The following is a 14,954-nucleotide window of genomic DNA, read 5'->3' as shown; positions in this document are numbered from 1 at the left end:
CACCTGGTTCGTGGTAAAAAACGGACCCTGATCGATTCCGCGGCAACACGGAGGGTGAGGCGAAGACGGGTGACGGCGGCCGCTGTGTCCCATCGTCGTGTCCGCTTCCTCGTCCGGGTCCGGAGTTTTCGCCGACCGTCACTCAGGAGTTCGTGAACCGCCGTGCAGAACAAAGACGCCCAGGACGAGTCGGACAAGCCGTACGACAAGTCGATCCGCAAAAGGCTGACCAGGACCGTTCTCATTCCCAGCGTGACGCTGCTCGTGCTGTGGATCGCGGTCTCCTCCTACTTCCTCTTCAACGGCGTTTACGTCCGGCTGGTCGCGGCGTCGGTACGTGAGGTGTCCATCCCCGCCGCCTCCGCGCTGGCCGAGTTCCAGAAGGAACGCCAGTCCGCGCTGCAGTACCTGGACGACCCCGCGCTCGGCCCGGGCCGGCTCCAGCAGCAGCAGAAGGCCACCGACGAAAAGCTCGGCGCCCTGAAGGACGCGTTCGCCGCGACCATCTCCAACGCGCCCGACGAGATCGCGGCCAAGGTCAACGCGCTGAAGGCCCAGTTCGACCAGCTGCCCGTGCTGCGCTCGCAGATCTCCTTCCGCAGCATCGACCGCGCGCAGGTCAACGGCTACTACAACGGCGTGATGGACACCGCGTCCAACCTCTTCGACACCCAGGCCCGCGTCGTGCCCGACGCCGACGCCGCGACCGGCGGCATCACGGCGACCTCGGTGTTCCGCGCCGGTGACGCCATGTCGCGCGAGACGTCGCTCGTCTCGACCGCCTTCTCGGCCGGCACCTTCGCCCCCGACGACTTCGCCCAGTTCGCGCAGCTGTCCGGGGCCTACCGGACGCAGCTGGCGCAGATCGAGCCGTTCCTCGACGCGAGCGTCCGCGACAAGTACCAGGCACTGACCAAGACCGCCGCCTGGCAGCAGCTGGCGACCGCCGAGCAGGCGATCGTCAAGCACGGCCCGTGGTCGCCGAGCGAGCAGAACTCCGTGCCGGTGTCCGAAACGGACTGGCTGAACACGACCACCCAGGTCGCCCAGGGCCTCAACGACCTCGCGATCACCCAGGCGGACAAGGTTTCCGCGGCCGCGATCGACTCGGGTGACGCCCAGCTGCGCAACGTCATCATCGGCAGCATCCTGGCGCTGCTCGCGTCGCTGGCCGCGATCATCGTCGCGGTGCGGGTGTCCCGCTCGCTCGTCGACCGCGCGCTGATGACGCGCCTCGCCCGGCTGCGCAACGACTCGCTCGACCTCGCCCGCAACCGGCTGCCGAACATCGTGGAGCGGCTGAAGAACGGCGAACCCGTCGACCTGAAGGAAGAGCTCCCGCAGCTCGACCACGGCCGCGACGAGATCGGGCAGGTGGCCGAGGCGTTCAACACCGCCCAGCTGACCGCGGTCAACGCCGCGGCGAGCGAGGCGAAGGCCCGCAGCGGTGTGCACAACGTGTTCCTCGGCATCGCCCACCGCAACCAGGTCCTGGTCCACCAGCAGCTGCAGATCCTCGACGAGATGGAAGCGCGCGAGGACAACTCGACGCAGCTGGCCTCGCTGTTCCAGCTCGACCACCTCGCCGCCCGCGCCCGCCGCACCACCGAGAACCTGATCATCCTCGGCGGCAAGCAGCCGGGCCGCCGCTGGCGCAAGCCGGTGGCGCTGATGGAGGTCCTGCGCGCGGCCGTCTCGGAAACCGAGCAGTACGCGCGGGTCCAGGTGGAGCAGGTGCCCGACGTCGCGATCGTCGGCGCCGCGGTGGCCGACACGATCCACCTCGTCGCCGAGCTGGTCGACAACGCGACGTCGTTCTCGCCGCCCGGGTCGCCGGTCGAGGTGACCAGCCGCGCGGTCGCGCGCGGGGTCGTCGTCGACGTGTCGGACCAGGGGCTCGGCATGAAGGACGGCGTCCGCGAGTGGGCCAACGCGATGATGGCCGAGGCGCCCGAGTTCGACGCGATGGCGCTGCGGGCCGACTCCAGCCTCGGCCTCTTCGTGGTCGCGCGCCTGGCGTCGAAGCTCGGCATGACCGTCACGTTCGACCCGTCCCGCTACGGTGGCCTGCGCGCCACCGTCCTGATCCCGTCCCAGCACCTGGCCGGCCGGCAGGGGGAACACTCCGACGAGCCGGGGTCCTCCCCCGCGGAAACCACCGCGGTGCTGGCCCCGGTGGGCGCACCCGCGCCGCAGGCAGCAGAAAGCGCACCCGGTTCCATGGACACGCCCAGCTCGTTCAGCGGCCAGATCCCGATGAAGCGAGAGGCCAAGCCGAGGCCCTACCCGGCTCGCGCGCTCACGCCGCCCGACCCGCTGCCCGCGGTGCCCGCCGCGGCGCCGCCGGTCGCGGAGCCGCCGGCCGCCGAGGCCGCCGCGACGCCGGCCCCGACGGCCGACGACCGGCCCCGGCTGCCCCGGCGCGAGCCCCAGCAGAACCTCGTCGCCCAGCTCGAAAACGAACCCGACGAAGGCGACGAAGACGTCGTCGCGCCCGGCGAGGGGACCGCGCGGACCCTCGCCGCGTTCCACAAGGGCACTCGCCGGGGCCGGGTCGGGTCGGACGATGCGTAAGTCCGCGACAGCACATCGAATGTCCACAGAGGAAAGTCAAGGTCTCTGACGCATGAACGAGTACGGGAACCCCAAACCCGATCTCAACTGGCTGCTCGACGACGTGGTCAACCGCGTGGTCGGCGCGCAGAACGCCATCGTGCTGTCCGCCGACGGGCTGCTGATCGGCAAGTCGGCCGGCATGGGCAAGGACGACTCCGACCAGCTGTCGGCCATCGCCTCCAGCCTGCAGAGCCTGGCCAAGGGGGTGAGCAAGCAGTTCAACCGCGGCCCCGTGCTGCAGAACATGATCGAGATGGAGCGCGGCTACCTGTTCGTCTCGGCCGCCGGGCAGGGCGCCTGCCTCGCCGTGCTGGCCGCGGACGACGTCGATGTCGAGATGATCGCCTACGAGATGAGCCGCCTGGTCAAGCGGGTCGGCGACTACATGGTGTCGGCGCCGCGCGAGGCGGCGCAGATCCTGCGGGAGGCCACATGAGCGGGGACGAGAGCTGGTACGACGAGGCCGCCGGGCCCCTCGTCCGGCCCTACACGATCACCAGCGGCCGGACGCCCGCGGACAACGCGCGGCTGGACCTCTCCACGCAGGTGATGACCCTGCGGTCGGAACAGGAGCCGGCCGGGCTGGGCCCGGAGCACCAGGCGATCGTGCAGCTGTGCCGGCACCCGGTGTCCGTGGCCGAGATCGCGGTCTACGTGAAGATCCCACTGGGGGTCGTGCGCGTGCTCGTCGGCGACCTCATCGAACGCGGTCTCGTGATCACGCGCTCCCCTGCCCACCACCCGGCGCAGTCGCCGGACCTCGAAACACTCCAGGCGGTTCTCGATGGCCTCATCAAGTACTGACGAACTGGTCCCCACGCCGGTCAAGATCATCATCGCCGGCGGCTTCGGCGCCGGGAAGACCACCATGGTCGGTTCGGTCAGCGAGATCCCGCCACTGACCACCGAGGAGGTGCTCACCGAGGCGAGCGCCGGGGTGGACGACCTGTCGGGCGTGGAGCGCAAGACCACGACGACGGTCGCGCTCGACTTCGGCCGGATCACGATCTCGCCGCGGCACGTGCTGTACCTGTTCGGGACGCCGGGCCAGGCGCGCTTCTGGTTCATGTGGGACGACCTGGCGCGCGGCGCGATCGGGACGATCGTGCTCGTCGACACCCGGCGCCTGGAGACCAGCTTCGCCGCGATCGACTTCTTCGAGCGCCGGAAGATCCCGTTCGTCGTGGCGGTGAACTGCTTCGACAACGCGCCGCGCTACACCGCGGACGAGATCCGCGAGGCCCTCGTCGTCCCGGACCGGGTGCCGATCGTCATGTGTGACGCGCGTGACAGGGACTCGAGCAAGCTCGCGCTGATCCGGTTGGTCAAGCACGCCATGACGATCGTGCCCGCGCCGGTCTGAGACCTGCGGTTTGTCCTGTCCCTGTCCACCTCGGACGGCGCCGGTGTCCGATGTGTCCGTGCGTGTCCACGTCGGACACCGGCAAACCCACATGGCCCAATTGGTTCGACCACCCGGGTGCAGCTTTTTAGTTGAGCAAGCATCAAACTGATAGCATCCGGACGTGACGAGTCGTGAGCCGGAGTTTCCTGAATATATAAGGGAAAACTACCCGCCTCAGGGTCGTCTCTTCGGTGACTTTCTGTGCGGGCTCTGGTCTACCGCGTGTGAAGCGCTCGAGGTCTCGGTGGAGCAGTCCGTCCGCACCACGCGGATGCTGCGCGCGCTGCTGCCGCCGTGGGCGCACGAACGGATCGGGGCCACCCCGGCCCAGCCGTCCTATGTAGCGGACGACGGGTTCCCCGCCGAGATGTCGGTGAACTGGTCCGGGGCGCACCCCGAACTGCGGGTGCTGTTCGACGGGCTCGGCCACGACGTCGCGCCGCCGCCGGAGAGCGGTTTCCGCAGGCTGCAGCGGGTGCACGAGACGTTCACCGTGCGCGGGGGCCGCCCGTCGCCCGCTCCCCTGTGGCACTCGATCGCCTGGCGCCCGCCGTCGCGGATCGTGCACAAGACCTATTTCGGGCTCTACCCGTGGCCGCACGCGCACCGCGAGATCGCGGTGGCCGAGGCGATGGACCGGCTCGGCATGGCCCGCGCGTGGGACGACGCCCGCCGCCGGATCGAAGCCGTCGAAGGCAACCGGGAAATCGAGTTCTTCGCGGTGGACCTGGCCGACGAGGCCGAGGCGCGGGTCAAGGTCTACTACCGCAACCACGGCGCGGGCCTCGCCGAGGTGAACCGCGTCGCCGCGGTGGCGCTGCGCCACGACGCCGAAGACGCGCGCGTCGCGTACCAAACCCTGGCCGGTGACCGGGAAGACGCTGGTGAAGCGGCCTTGAGCTGCCTGGCGTTCCGGTCCGGACTCGACCGCGCGGCCGAGTCGACGACCTACCTGCGGCTGCCCGATCTCGCTGCCAGTGACGAAGAAGCCGTCGAACGGACGGCCGCGCTGCTGCACCGCGAAGGCGTCGACCCCGGCCGGTTCCGCCTCCTCACCGCCGCGCTGGCGCCGGGACCGCTGACGGAGACGCGGATCCTCGAGCTGGTGAGCTACCGCACAGCGGGCCGCCGCGGCGACGTCACCACGTACTTCCGGTTTCCCGTGTACGACCGCTCGTTGACGCCTGTTGATCTTGCTTAGCGTGCCAGGAAAGATGATCTCCCGAAGCACCACGGTAAGGAGCCGATCGTGACCCAGCAGGACGTCGAGCGCGTGGCCCGGCACAACGAGCAGCGGCAGCGGGAGTACGAAGCGTCGGACCTGATCCGGCTGCTGACCGACGCGAACACGACCGACGAGACCAAGAAGGCCGTGCTCACCTACCTGCAGCCGTGGTCGAACGCCTTCCAGCGGATGATCAGCGCCCGCGTCACGTTCGAGAGCGACCCGGAGCTGCGCGCGCTGGCCCTGGAGCACCAGGAAGAGGAGATCGGGCACGACAAGATCCTCGCCCGCAGCCGCGCGGACGACCGGCAACTGGTCTGGGACCCGGTGATCGAAGCGGGCGCGTCGTGGTTCGTCGACCAGTTCGGGATCCTGCCGGGCGTGCAGCGCGCGGTGCTGGCGCACCTGGCCCTCGAAGCGGGCAGCCTGGTGTTCAGCCAGGCGGGCACGCGGGCGTTCCCCGAAGACGAGTACTTCGACCTGCACGACGAAGCCGACGTCGAGCACCTCGAGATGGGCTACGAACTGCTGCGCCGGCGCAGCGACTGGTCGGTGGACGAGGTCGTCACGGTGCTCGACCGGGCGTGGCAGGTGATCGGCGTCGTCTCGGACCGCATCGCCGAGTGCGCCCGCCGCGATACGGTGGCGGCATGACGACCACCGACCCGGCCGCGGCCGCCCGCGAAATCGCCGCCGAAGCCGCCCGCGCGTACCAGGAAGCGTTGGGAGAGCGCCTGATCGGCGCGTACCTGCTGGGCAGCCTGTCCTACGGCGGCTACTCCCCGGCGGCGAGCGACATCGACCTGGCCCTGGTACTGACCGACGCCGACGGCGCGTCGATCGCGGACACGACGACGGCGTTGCAGGAGCGAAGCCCGTTGCACCGCAAGCTTTCGGTGTTCTGGGCATCCCTGCCGGCGTTGCGCGAAGGCCGCGACGACGGGCGCTTCCCGGCGTTGGACCGCTTGCAGCTGGCCGACCACGGCGTGGTCCTGCTCGGTTCGGACGTCCTGGCGGAGATCGCCCGCCCGGAGGCGTCGGAGCTGTTGCTGGAGAGCGCTTCCTTCGCGATCGCGGTCTTGGCGACGCCCGAGGTGACGGCGGAGTTCCGCGCGCCGCGCCGGTTGCTGGTGGACACGGTGTGGTTCACGAAGGCGGTGCTGTTCCCGGTCCGCTTCCTGTACTCGGGAACATTGGAGACGGGCCGCGCGGCGAACAACGACGAGGCGATCGAGTGGTACCTGGCCCAGCCGGACGCCCCGGCGAAGTCGTTGGTGCGGTTGGCGTTGCGGGTCCGGGAGGGGCATCCGCTGGACGCTGACGAGCTGGGGCCGGAGTTGAGCGCGGGGCTGGTGCCGTTGTACCGGTACTACATCGAGGACCAGCTGCGGCGGTTGAAGGACATCGGGGCGCCGGAGGACCTGGTGGCGTCGTTCGCCGACTGGGACTCCCGGCTCGCCTAGAGCCGCGAGACCTGGGCCGCCCAGGCGGCGATCTGGCTGCGTGAATCGAACCCCAGCTTGCGCAGGATCCGGTTCACGTGGCCCTCCGCGGTCCGCCGGGAAATCACCAGCTTGTCCGCGATCTCCTGGTTCGACCGCCCGTCCGCGATCAGCACCGCCACTTCGCGCTCGCGGTCCGTCAACGGTGTCACCCTCGACGGACCGGGCACCGGCGACGGTGTCGCGTCACCCAGTGCGTACGCGATCGCTTCCTCCAAGCCGAACTCGCGGCCGCGGCGGAACGCCGCCGTGAACGGGCCCTCGCCCAACGCCCGGCGGGCCGACTTCTCGCACTCCCCGTGCGGGGCCCCGAAATACCTCGAGCCGAACATCGGGAAGCCGACCGCCTGCCAGATCGGCTGGGCCGACCCCAGCATCGTCGCCGCCGGTTCCCAGTGGCCTCGGGCCGCTTCGTTCCACGCCAGGACCTCGATCGCCAGCACGATTCCCAGCAGGTCGTGGAACTTCCGCTTGACGCGCAGGCAATGCCGGCCGCGCTCGGCCGCGCGGGTGAAGTCGCCGCGGCCCAGCGCCACCAGCGCCTGGACGAACGTCGCGTACGCCTGGGCCCACTGCTCGCCGTGGGCGTCGCCCGTCGCGCACGCCTCTTCGCACAGCTCGCCCGCGCGGTCGAGGTCGCCCAGGAAGACCGACGCCACCGCCAGCTCGATGCCGGCCAGCATCACGTTGCTGTTCAGCTCGCCGAGCTGCCGGTACCGCGCCTGCGCCTCCTCGAACAGCGCCTTCGCGTCGCCGACGTCGTCGCCCACCAGCAGGTTGCAGCCGAGCCGGTGGGTCGCGTACGCCATTGCCACGTCGTCGCCGGCCCGGCGCGCGTACGCGCGGCACTCCTCCAGCATCGCGATCGCGCCCGCGTTGTCACCCTGCAGGGTCGCCACGTACCCGTTGACCCACAACGCTTTCGCCCGTGACGCACCCGGTTCGGGGGACAGCGCCAGCGCGCGGTCGAGCCAGTGGCGGCCTTCGCCGAACACCCCGCAGCCGGCCCAGTAGTACCAGAGCGTCGAGGCGAGCCGGAGACCGGTTTCGAGCTCGCCCGGCACCGTCAGGCTGTAGTCCAGCGCCGCCCGCAGGTTCGCGTGCTCCACTCGCGTCCGGCGGAAGACCTCCGCCTGCTCCGGCCCGAACCACGCCCGCTCGCCGCGCACCGCCAGTTCGAGGTAGTGGTCCCGCATCGACCGCTGGGCCTCGGCCGCTTCCCCGGACTCGGTCAGCTTGGCCCGGCCGAACTGCCGCAACGGCTCCAGCAGCCGGAACCGTCCGGCTTCGCGGATCAGCACCGACTTCTCCACCAGCCCGGCGAGCCCGCCGCGGACGTCCTCGCCCGCGCAGACGCGCTCGGCCGCCGGCAGGTCGAAGCCGCCCGCGAACACCGACGTCCGGGCCCACAGCCGCCGCTCGGCCGGGCTGCACAACGCGAAACTCCAGTCGACGGCCGCCAGCAGCGTCTGGTGCCGGGGTTCGCCGCCGCGCTTCACCGTCCCGGGCAGCCGGAAGCAGTCGTCCAGCCCGGACTCCAGCTCCGCCAGCGTCAGCACCCGCAGCCGGACGGCCGCCAGCTCGATCGCCAGCGGGATGCCGGCCAGCAGCCGGCACACCTGCGCCACGCGCTCCTGGTTCTCCGCGGTGACGGCGAACCCGGGGTCGACCGCGGCCGCGCGTTCGGCGAACAGCGTCAGCGCCGGGTATTGCAGCCAGGCCCCGCCGGGCAGCGGGCGGCCGGGCTCGGGCAGCGGCAGCGGGGACACCGGCCAGAGGTGCTCGCCGGCCAGCGCGAGCCGCTCGCGGCTGGTCGCGAGCAGCCGCAGGCCCGGCGCGGCCCGCAGCAGGTCGTGCGCCAGCGTCGCGCACGCGTCGAGGACGTGCTCGCAGTTGTCCAGGACGACCAGCAGCCGCCGGTCGCGCAGGTGCTCGGCGAGCACGGCCGCCGGCTTCCGGCCGGTTTCGTCGTGGACGCCCAGCGCCTCGAGCACGGTGTGCGCGACCAGCGCCGGGTCCTGCAGCCCGGCGAGCTCGACCAGCCAGACGCCGTCGGGGAACGCCCGCGAGAGCCCGGCGGCGGTCTGGACGGCCAGCCGCGTCTTGCCGACGCCGCCGACCCCGGTCAGCGTGACCAGCCGCGCCCGCGTCAGCAGCTGCTTGACCTCGGAAACGTCCGACTTGCGCCCTACGAAGCTCGTGGTGTCGGCGGGCAGGTTGCCCTTCCCCCACGTCGTGCCGGCCTTGCCCACCCGAGCACCGTAAGGACGTCCCCGCGGGCCGGTCAACGCAAGCCCCTCGGAGGAAGCAACCTCGCGGGGGTCAGGCGTCCGGGATGCGGTAGAGGGTCGGCGTGTCGCCGCCGTGCATCGCGGCGAGGCTCGTGCGGCACGCCTGGCGGACTTCGCGGTTGGCCGCCGAGCCCGCCTGGCCGCAGCGCGGGCAGAACAGGTGGACCGCGCCGGGCGGGGTCTCGTCGACGGCGACGTCGACCGGGCACTCGCAGCGGCGGCACCACCGGTGCCCGGTGACGACGAGGACGTGCAGCGGGTCGCCGACGCACTGGTGCGCCCAGCACCGGTGGACGTAGCAGGTGCTGCGGGTGTGCGGGTTGAGGCCGTGCTCCTCCGCGGTGTCCTCGGCGGCCAGGATCGCGGCCAGCCGCCGGTCGTCGAGGTCGGCGTAGCGGTCACGCGAACCCGAGCCGGCCGGTCGCGGCTCCGGGGCGCTCGCGGGGGGAACGACCCGGAGGAGGGGACGCGACCGGCCGTGCACCATGGGTTTTCCGACCTCCTGCGGTCATCGGGGGCCGGTCAAGCTTGCGCCGGGGCGCGCGGCGCCGCACCCGTACAAGTACCTGAACCCATACCTGTCCGGGCGGTCACGTGCCGCGCCCACGGCGCTACCCTCCGCCGCCGCGGCGGTCGCCGGGGACCGGCGCGGCGAGTAAGCTTTACGGCCACGAAACGGAGACGTCGCCATGACCGATGCCGAGTTCACCGTCCGCCGGGCCCGGCCCGACCGCCCCGGGCCGCCCGACGTCGAGCAGCTGGAGTCGCAGACGAGGGCGTTGCGCGCGGTCGACTACACGGCGGGCGGCGGGATGTGCCGCGACGCCGTCCTCGTCCGGATCCACCGCGGGCACGAGCTCCTGGCCGCGGCTGCGGACGAGGTGCGGGCGCGGCTGTTCTCCACGGTCGCCGACCTGCACAACCTGGCGGCGTGGACGAGCTTCGACAGCGGGCACACCGGCGCCGCGCACCACCACCTCGACCTGGCGCTCGCGCTGGCCGAGCGCGGCGGCAACGACGAGCTCGCGGCCAACCTCCGCTACCGGCGCGGGCGCATCCACCTGCACCACGGCGCGGCGGACGAGGCACTGGCCCAGTTCCAGCACGGCAGGCTGGCCGCGCGGCGCTGCGGTTCCGCGCTGGCGGCGAGCATCCTCAGCGCCAACCAGGCGTGGGCCTACGCCGGGAAGGGCGACGAACAGCTCGCGCTCGCCCTGCTCGGGCGGGCGGCCGAGGAGTTCGAGGCGGCCGGGCCCGCCGACCCGCCGGACTGGGCGCGGTTCTTCACCGAGACCGACGTCGCGGCGATGACCGGGACGGTGCGCACCGAGCTCGCCCTGCGCGGCCGGCCCCGGCACGCCCGGACGGCGATCGCCGCGCTGACCGACGTGGTCGCCCGGTACGGCCCGGACATGGCCCGCAGCCGCGCGTTCTGCTTGGCGATGCTGGCGCACGCCCACCTGCTCGACGGCGACCTCGAGCGCGGCGCGCGGATCGGCATCGAAGCCGTCGACGCCGCCGAGATGCTCAAGTCCGTCCGAACCAAGGACCGGCTGCGGCCGCTCAAGCTGGAAGCCGAGAAGCACCTCGACCACCCCGCGGTCCGCGCCCTGGCCGAGCACATCACCGCCTACGTCGTCAGCTCCGCCCACGTCTGAACGCTCACCGCAGGGTCAGCGGGGTCTCCGACTCGACGCGGGTCAGCTTCTCCGGGTTGCGCACGTAGTACAGCCCGGTGATGCGGCCGTCGTCGAGGCGGACCGCCATGATGCCGTCGAGCTCGCCGTCCAGGTGCAGCACCAGTCCCGGGTTGCCGTTGACCACCGTCAACCCGCTGGTGAGCACCGCCTCCGTGCGGCCGATACCGCCGGACATGAAGCGGACCACCTTGTCCGCGCCCGCGACCGGCCGCAGCGCCGCCTGCTTGACGCCGCCGCCGTCGCTGAGCAGGACGACATCGGGGGCGAGCACGTCCAGCAGGCCCTGGAAGTCGCGGGTGGCCAGCGCGCGCTGGAACGACTCCAGCACCGCGCGGGTTTCGCGGGCGGAGACCGGCTCGCGCGGGCGGCGGGCGTCGACGTGCTTGCGGGCGCGGTGCGCGATCTGGCGGACCGCGGCCGGGGTCTTGCCGACGGCGGTGGCGATCTCGTCGTAGCCGAACTCGAAGACCTCCCGCAGCACGAAGACCGCGCGCTCGGTCGGCGCCAGCGTCTCGAGGACGAGCATGAGCGCCATCGACACGCTCTCGGCGAGTTCGACGTCCTCGGCGACGTCCGGGGCGGTGAGCAGCGGCTCGGGCAGCCAGGGGCCGACGTAGGCCTCCTTGCGGCGCTTCATCGTGCGCAGCCGGTTGAGCGCCAGCCGCGTCGTGATGCGGACCAGGTACGCGCGCTCGTCGCGGACCTCCCCGAGGTCGACGTCGGCCCAGCGCAGCCAGGTTTCCTGCAGGACGTCCTCCGCGTCGGCCGCCGAGCCGAGCATCTCGTAGGCGACGGTGAAGAGCAGGTTCCGGTGCGCGACGAAGGTTTCGGTGGCGGTCACGCGCGCCCCCAGGCGACGAAGACCGCGAGAGCGAGGTAAGCCAGGTTCAGCGCGACGAACTTCGCTTCGCCGTGACGCAGGTGGGTGACCATGGCCCCGATCATGAGCAGGACCCAGCAGCCGGCCGTCACCGGGACCATGACGGGCGCGATCCCGAGCGCGGCGGGCAGGATCAGGCCGGCGGCGGCCAGCAGTTCGAGGACGCCGAGCGTCTTGACGAAACCGGCGCTGCGTTCGCCGGTCCACGCGCCGCCGGGGTGCGCGGAGAGCTTGGCCTGCGGCACGAAGGTCTTGCTGACGCCCCCGGTCAGGGCGACGACGGCGAGCAGCGCGGCGGCGATCCAGAGTGCGGTGTTCATGAGGTCTCCTTCGGTCGGCCTCAAGACACCGGCTGCCCGGTCGCTGTGACAGGGCATGACGCGGGTCACACCACCGGCTCGAGCAGCCGCCGCGGCGTGCTCATGGCGGCCGACACCGGGTCGAGGTCCGCGGCCGGCCGGTACCCGGGGCCGGGCTCGATGCGGATCTCCGGCACCGGGACGGCCACGCCGCATTCTTCGCACCGGCCGTCCGCGTCGAGGCGGCCGCCGTCCGCGTCGTGGCGGGTCGTGCGCTTTTCGCCGTCCGGGGAGTAGAACGCGTCGCCCCAGCCCATCAGCGCGCGCACGACCGGCCAGAGCGCGAGTCCCTTGTCGGTGAGCCGGTATTCGGCGTTTTCGCGGACGAGGACGCCCTCCCGCACGAGGGCCTTCAGCCGGCTGGTCAGGACGGCGCGCGGGATCCCGAGCTGGGCGGCGAAGTCCCCGAACCGCCGGACGCCGAAGAAGGCGTCGCGGACGATCAGCAGCGTCCACCGCTCCCCGACGACCTCCAGGGAGCGCGCGAGGGAGCAGTTGCGGTCCGCGTAGGTGCTGGGGAGGGCCATGGGACGAGCCTACACCGCGGCAGTTCGTTCATTGAACTGAGTCGTGCTACGGTGCGGGAGTTCAGTGAATGAACTACCAACACCTGGAGGGTTTCCGTGTTCCTCGTGACCGCCGCGGCCGGCAAGACCGGCCGCGCCACCCTCGACCACCTGCTCGCCCGCGGCCACCGCGTCCGGGCCATGGTCCGCCAAGACGACGACCGCTCGCGCGCGCTCGCCGCGGCCGGTGCCGAAGTCGTGCAGGCAGATCTTCTCGACCTCGACGCCGTCACCGCGGCGCTCGACGGCGTCACCGGCGCCTACTTCTGCTACCCGATCCGCGAAGGCCTGCTCGACGCGACCGTCAACTTCGCCCAAGCGGCAACGGAAACCGGCGTTCGCTCGATCGTGGACATGTCCCAGATCTCCGCCCGCCGCGCGGCCCGCAGCAACGCGGCGCGGCAGCACTGGCTCGCCGAACGCGTGCTGGACCGGACCGGCCTGCTCACCACCCACCTGCGGCCGACGTTCTTCGCCGAGTGGCTCACCTCGTGGTGGGAACTGCGCGACGGCGAAGGTCTCCTGCGCCTCCCGTTCGGCGAAGGCAGGCACGCACCGATCGCCGCGGCCGACCAGGGACGCGTCATCGCCGCGGTGCTCGCCGATCCCGAGCCCCACGCCGGCGCCACCTACTCCCTCCACGGCCCGGTCGAGCTGAACCACCACGAGATCGCCGAGGTCATCGCCGGCACGCTCGGCATCCCGGTGCGCTACGAGCCGATCAGCGTCGAAGAGTTCTCGGCGTCGATGGCCGCGCGCGGACTGCCGGCCCACCTGATCCAGCACCTCGGCAACGTCGCGATCGACTACCGGAACGGCGTTTTCGCGGGCACCAACGACGTCGTCGAGCGAGTCGGCGGCCAGGCCCCGCTTTCGGTCGAGCAGTTCGTGCTCGCGAACAAGGATTCCTTCGCCGGCAACGGCCCGTACTTCGTCGCTTGAGGAGAAACCCGGGGCATCCGTCCTCATCACCGCCGCGGGCAACGGCATCGGCCGCGCGATCGCGGCTGCGCCTGGACGTCACCGATCAGGAGAGCCGTCCTCCCCGCGATGCGCGCTCGCGGCGACGGTCGCCTCCTCTTCGTGTCGAGTGTCCAGGGCAATCGTCCAGCCCGGCGCGGTTTCCTCGGGTGGCGCCGAGCGCGCCGAGGGTCTTCTTCGCCGACGAAGATCCGTACCTCCCGCTGTGCGAACAGCTCGCTGCCCTGCGCGGCGAAGTCGTGACACCCGAGGAGGTCGCTGTCACGGTGGCCGAGACGATCGAGCAGCGAGAGCCGCCGCTGCGCGTCCCCGCCGGAGCGCCCGCCGAAAAAGCCTTACGGGCCCGCAAGGACGCGCCGGAGAACGAACCGTTCCTGTTCGCGAACATCGACTGGTAGTGCTTGAACGAGCAACTAAACGGGAGTACTACTGGGCAGAGGATCACCAAAGATCCGTTCGCTCTCCAGGGGAGAATTCATGCACTTGGGTTTCAGCCTTCCGGTCTTCGGCAAGGCGGCGGCCACACCGGGCGGGATCGCGCGGTACGCCCGCGAAGCCGAACAGGCCGGGGCGGCCAGTCTGTGGGTCGGTGACCGGCTGCTCTCGCCCGTCGCCCCCGTCGTGCCCTACCCCGGCTACGACACCATGCCCGAGGAGTTCCACACCGCCCAGGACCCGTTCACCGCGCTGGCCGTCGCCGCCGCCGTGACCGAGACCGCGATCCTCGGCTCCAGCACCATCAACGCCACCCAGTACCAGCCCGCGAACTTCGCCCGGCTGCTCACCAGCCTCGACGTCGCCTCCAACGGACGGCTGCTGCCCGGCCTCGGGATCGGCTGGTCGCCCGACGAGTACACGGCCGTCGGCATCCCGATGAGCGAGCGCGGCAAGCGGCTGGACGACCTGCTCGACCTGCTCGAGACGTGGTGGACCAAGGAGACCGTGTCGCACGAGGGCGTCGGCTACGCCATCGCCGAATCCCACGTCGGCCTCAAGCCGGTGCGCAAGCCGCCGGTGCACCTGGCCGGCTTCGGCGAGAAGGCGCTGCGCCGGGTCGCCGAGCGGGCCGACGGCTGGCTGCCGGTCTGGTCGGTGCCCGAGCAGTTCCCCGCGGACGTGCTCACCTCCACCCTCGCCAAAATCCGGGCGGACGCCGAGCAGGCCGGGCGCGACCCGCAGGCGCTCGGCGTGGCGCTGCGCGTGAACGCCGCGCCCGGCACGGAAGCCGAGCAGATCGCCGAGTCGGTGACGAAGATCGCCGGGATCCTCGAGCCGGACCAGACCTTCGTCGACATCACCTACCTGACGAGCAGCGTGGACGAGCACCTCGACCTCACCGGCCGCCTGCTGGACCTGGTCGCCAAGGGCTGACGCACGGCGCGGAACCCGCCCCGGCGGGTTCCGCGTCCGGCGGCGGCGCGGGCCCGGT

At 71.6% G+C, this 14,954-nt stretch carries 16 protein-coding genes; 11 read left to right on the top strand and 5 right to left on the bottom strand.

The features are described from left to right. Positions 1–162: 162 nt before the first annotated feature. The 7 genes from ABFJ78_RS17300 (at position 163) to ABFJ78_RS17270 (ending at position 6,709) form a co-directional block, all read left to right on the top strand. Positions 163–2,574: a sensor histidine kinase gene (locus tag ABFJ78_RS17300; protein ID WP_436387362.1), complete on the top strand. Its 2,412-nt coding sequence runs from the start codon at positions 163–165 to the stop codon at positions 2,572–2,574. 52 nt (positions 2,575–2,626) lie between these two features. After that, complete coding sequence (locus ABFJ78_RS17295) at positions 2,627–3,052, top strand: roadblock/LC7 domain-containing protein (protein ID WP_364461841.1); 426 nt, start codon at positions 2,627–2,629, stop codon at positions 3,050–3,052. After that, positions 3,049–3,420, top strand: a complete 372-nt coding sequence (locus ABFJ78_RS17290) for a DUF742 domain-containing protein (RefSeq protein ID WP_086680729.1) — start codon at positions 3,049–3,051, stop codon at positions 3,418–3,420. The genes ABFJ78_RS17295 and ABFJ78_RS17290 overlap by 4 nt, the downstream gene beginning before the upstream one ends. Continuing rightward, positions 3,401–3,979: a GTP-binding protein gene (locus tag ABFJ78_RS17285; RefSeq protein WP_208608335.1), complete on the top strand. Its 579-nt coding sequence runs from the start codon at positions 3,401–3,403 to the stop codon at positions 3,977–3,979. The genes ABFJ78_RS17290 and ABFJ78_RS17285 overlap by 20 nt, the downstream gene beginning before the upstream one ends. Positions 3,980–4,265: 286 nt before the next feature. Beyond that, entirely contained in the window at positions 4,266–5,222 is a 957-nt protein-coding gene (locus ABFJ78_RS17280; protein ID WP_436387361.1) for a hypothetical protein, read from the top strand. Positions 5,223–5,270: 48 nt separating this feature from the next. Continuing rightward, positions 5,271–5,900 carry a hypothetical protein gene (locus ABFJ78_RS17275; RefSeq protein WP_436387360.1) on the top strand — a complete coding sequence of 210 codons (630 nt, stop codon included), beginning with the start codon at positions 5,271–5,273 and terminating at the stop codon, positions 5,898–5,900. Then, positions 5,897–6,709, top strand: coding sequence for a hypothetical protein (locus ABFJ78_RS17270; RefSeq protein ID WP_436387359.1), 813 nt, complete (start codon positions 5,897–5,899; stop codon positions 6,707–6,709). Before ABFJ78_RS17275 ends, ABFJ78_RS17270 begins: the two co-directional genes overlap by 4 nt. Here ABFJ78_RS17270 and ABFJ78_RS17265 read toward each other — a convergent pair. Both ABFJ78_RS17265 and ABFJ78_RS17260 read right to left on the bottom strand, forming a co-directional pair. Beyond that, the gene (locus ABFJ78_RS17265) at positions 6,706–9,000 is read right to left on the bottom strand and encodes an ATP-binding protein (protein WP_436387358.1); all 2,295 of its coding nucleotides are present in this window, start codon (positions 8,998–9,000) and stop codon (positions 6,706–6,708) included. The two genes, ABFJ78_RS17270 and ABFJ78_RS17265, sit on opposite strands and share 4 nt — an antisense overlap. Positions 9,001–9,070: 70 nt before the next feature. Beyond that, positions 9,071–9,526 carry a hypothetical protein gene (locus tag ABFJ78_RS17260; RefSeq protein WP_436387357.1) on the bottom strand — a complete coding sequence of 152 codons (456 nt, stop codon included), beginning with the start codon at positions 9,524–9,526 and terminating at the stop codon, positions 9,071–9,073. 202 nt (positions 9,527–9,728) lie between these two features. Between ABFJ78_RS17260 and ABFJ78_RS17255 the strand changes: the two genes are divergently transcribed. Further along, positions 9,729–10,697, top strand: a complete 969-nt coding sequence (locus tag ABFJ78_RS17255) for a transcriptional regulator (protein WP_436387356.1) — start codon at positions 9,729–9,731, stop codon at positions 10,695–10,697. Between the two features lie 4 nt (positions 10,698–10,701). On the opposite strand, the gene ABFJ78_RS17250 is transcribed toward ABFJ78_RS17255, so the two are convergent. The 3 genes from ABFJ78_RS17250 to ABFJ78_RS17240 all read right to left on the bottom strand — a co-directional run bounded on the left by ABFJ78_RS17250 (position 10,702) and on the right by ABFJ78_RS17240 (position 12,505). Next, a complete protein-coding gene (locus ABFJ78_RS17250) occupies positions 10,702–11,580 on the bottom strand; it encodes an RNA polymerase sigma-70 factor (protein ID WP_436387355.1) in 879 nt (292 codons plus the stop codon). Continuing rightward, a complete protein-coding gene (locus ABFJ78_RS17245) occupies positions 11,577–11,939 on the bottom strand; it encodes a DoxX family protein (RefSeq protein WP_436387354.1) in 363 nt (120 codons plus the stop codon). The genes ABFJ78_RS17250 and ABFJ78_RS17245 overlap by 4 nt, the downstream gene beginning before the upstream one ends. Positions 11,940–12,004: 65 nt before the next feature. After that, the gene (locus ABFJ78_RS17240; RefSeq protein WP_436387353.1) at positions 12,005–12,505 is read right to left on the bottom strand and encodes a winged helix-turn-helix transcriptional regulator; all 501 of its coding nucleotides are present in this window, start codon (positions 12,503–12,505) and stop codon (positions 12,005–12,007) included. 96 nt (positions 12,506–12,601) lie between these two features. Between ABFJ78_RS17240 and ABFJ78_RS17235 the strand changes: the two genes are divergently transcribed. The 3 genes from ABFJ78_RS17235 to ABFJ78_RS17225 all read left to right on the top strand — a co-directional run bounded on the left by ABFJ78_RS17235 (position 12,602) and on the right by ABFJ78_RS17225 (position 14,896). Then, the gene (locus ABFJ78_RS17235) at positions 12,602–13,486 is read left to right on the top strand and encodes an NmrA family NAD(P)-binding protein (RefSeq protein ID WP_436387352.1); all 885 of its coding nucleotides are present in this window, start codon (positions 12,602–12,604) and stop codon (positions 13,484–13,486) included. Positions 13,487–13,674: 188 nt separating this feature from the next. Continuing rightward, a complete protein-coding gene (locus ABFJ78_RS17230; RefSeq protein WP_436387351.1) occupies positions 13,675–13,923 on the top strand; it encodes a hypothetical protein in 249 nt (82 codons plus the stop codon). A gap of 79 nt (positions 13,924–14,002) precedes the next feature. Further along, positions 14,003–14,896, top strand: a complete 894-nt coding sequence (locus ABFJ78_RS17225) for a TIGR03619 family F420-dependent LLM class oxidoreductase (RefSeq protein ID WP_436387350.1) — start codon at positions 14,003–14,005, stop codon at positions 14,894–14,896. The last annotated feature ends 58 nt before the right edge of the window (positions 14,897–14,954 follow it).

It is taken from the genome of Amycolatopsis sp. MEPSY49, from assembly GCF_051337345.1.
GTDB lineage: Bacteria > Actinomycetota > Actinomycetes > Mycobacteriales > Pseudonocardiaceae > Amycolatopsis.
The sequence above is the reverse complement of the archived record's forward strand: the minus strand, read 5'-3'. Positions and strand labels throughout refer to the sequence as shown.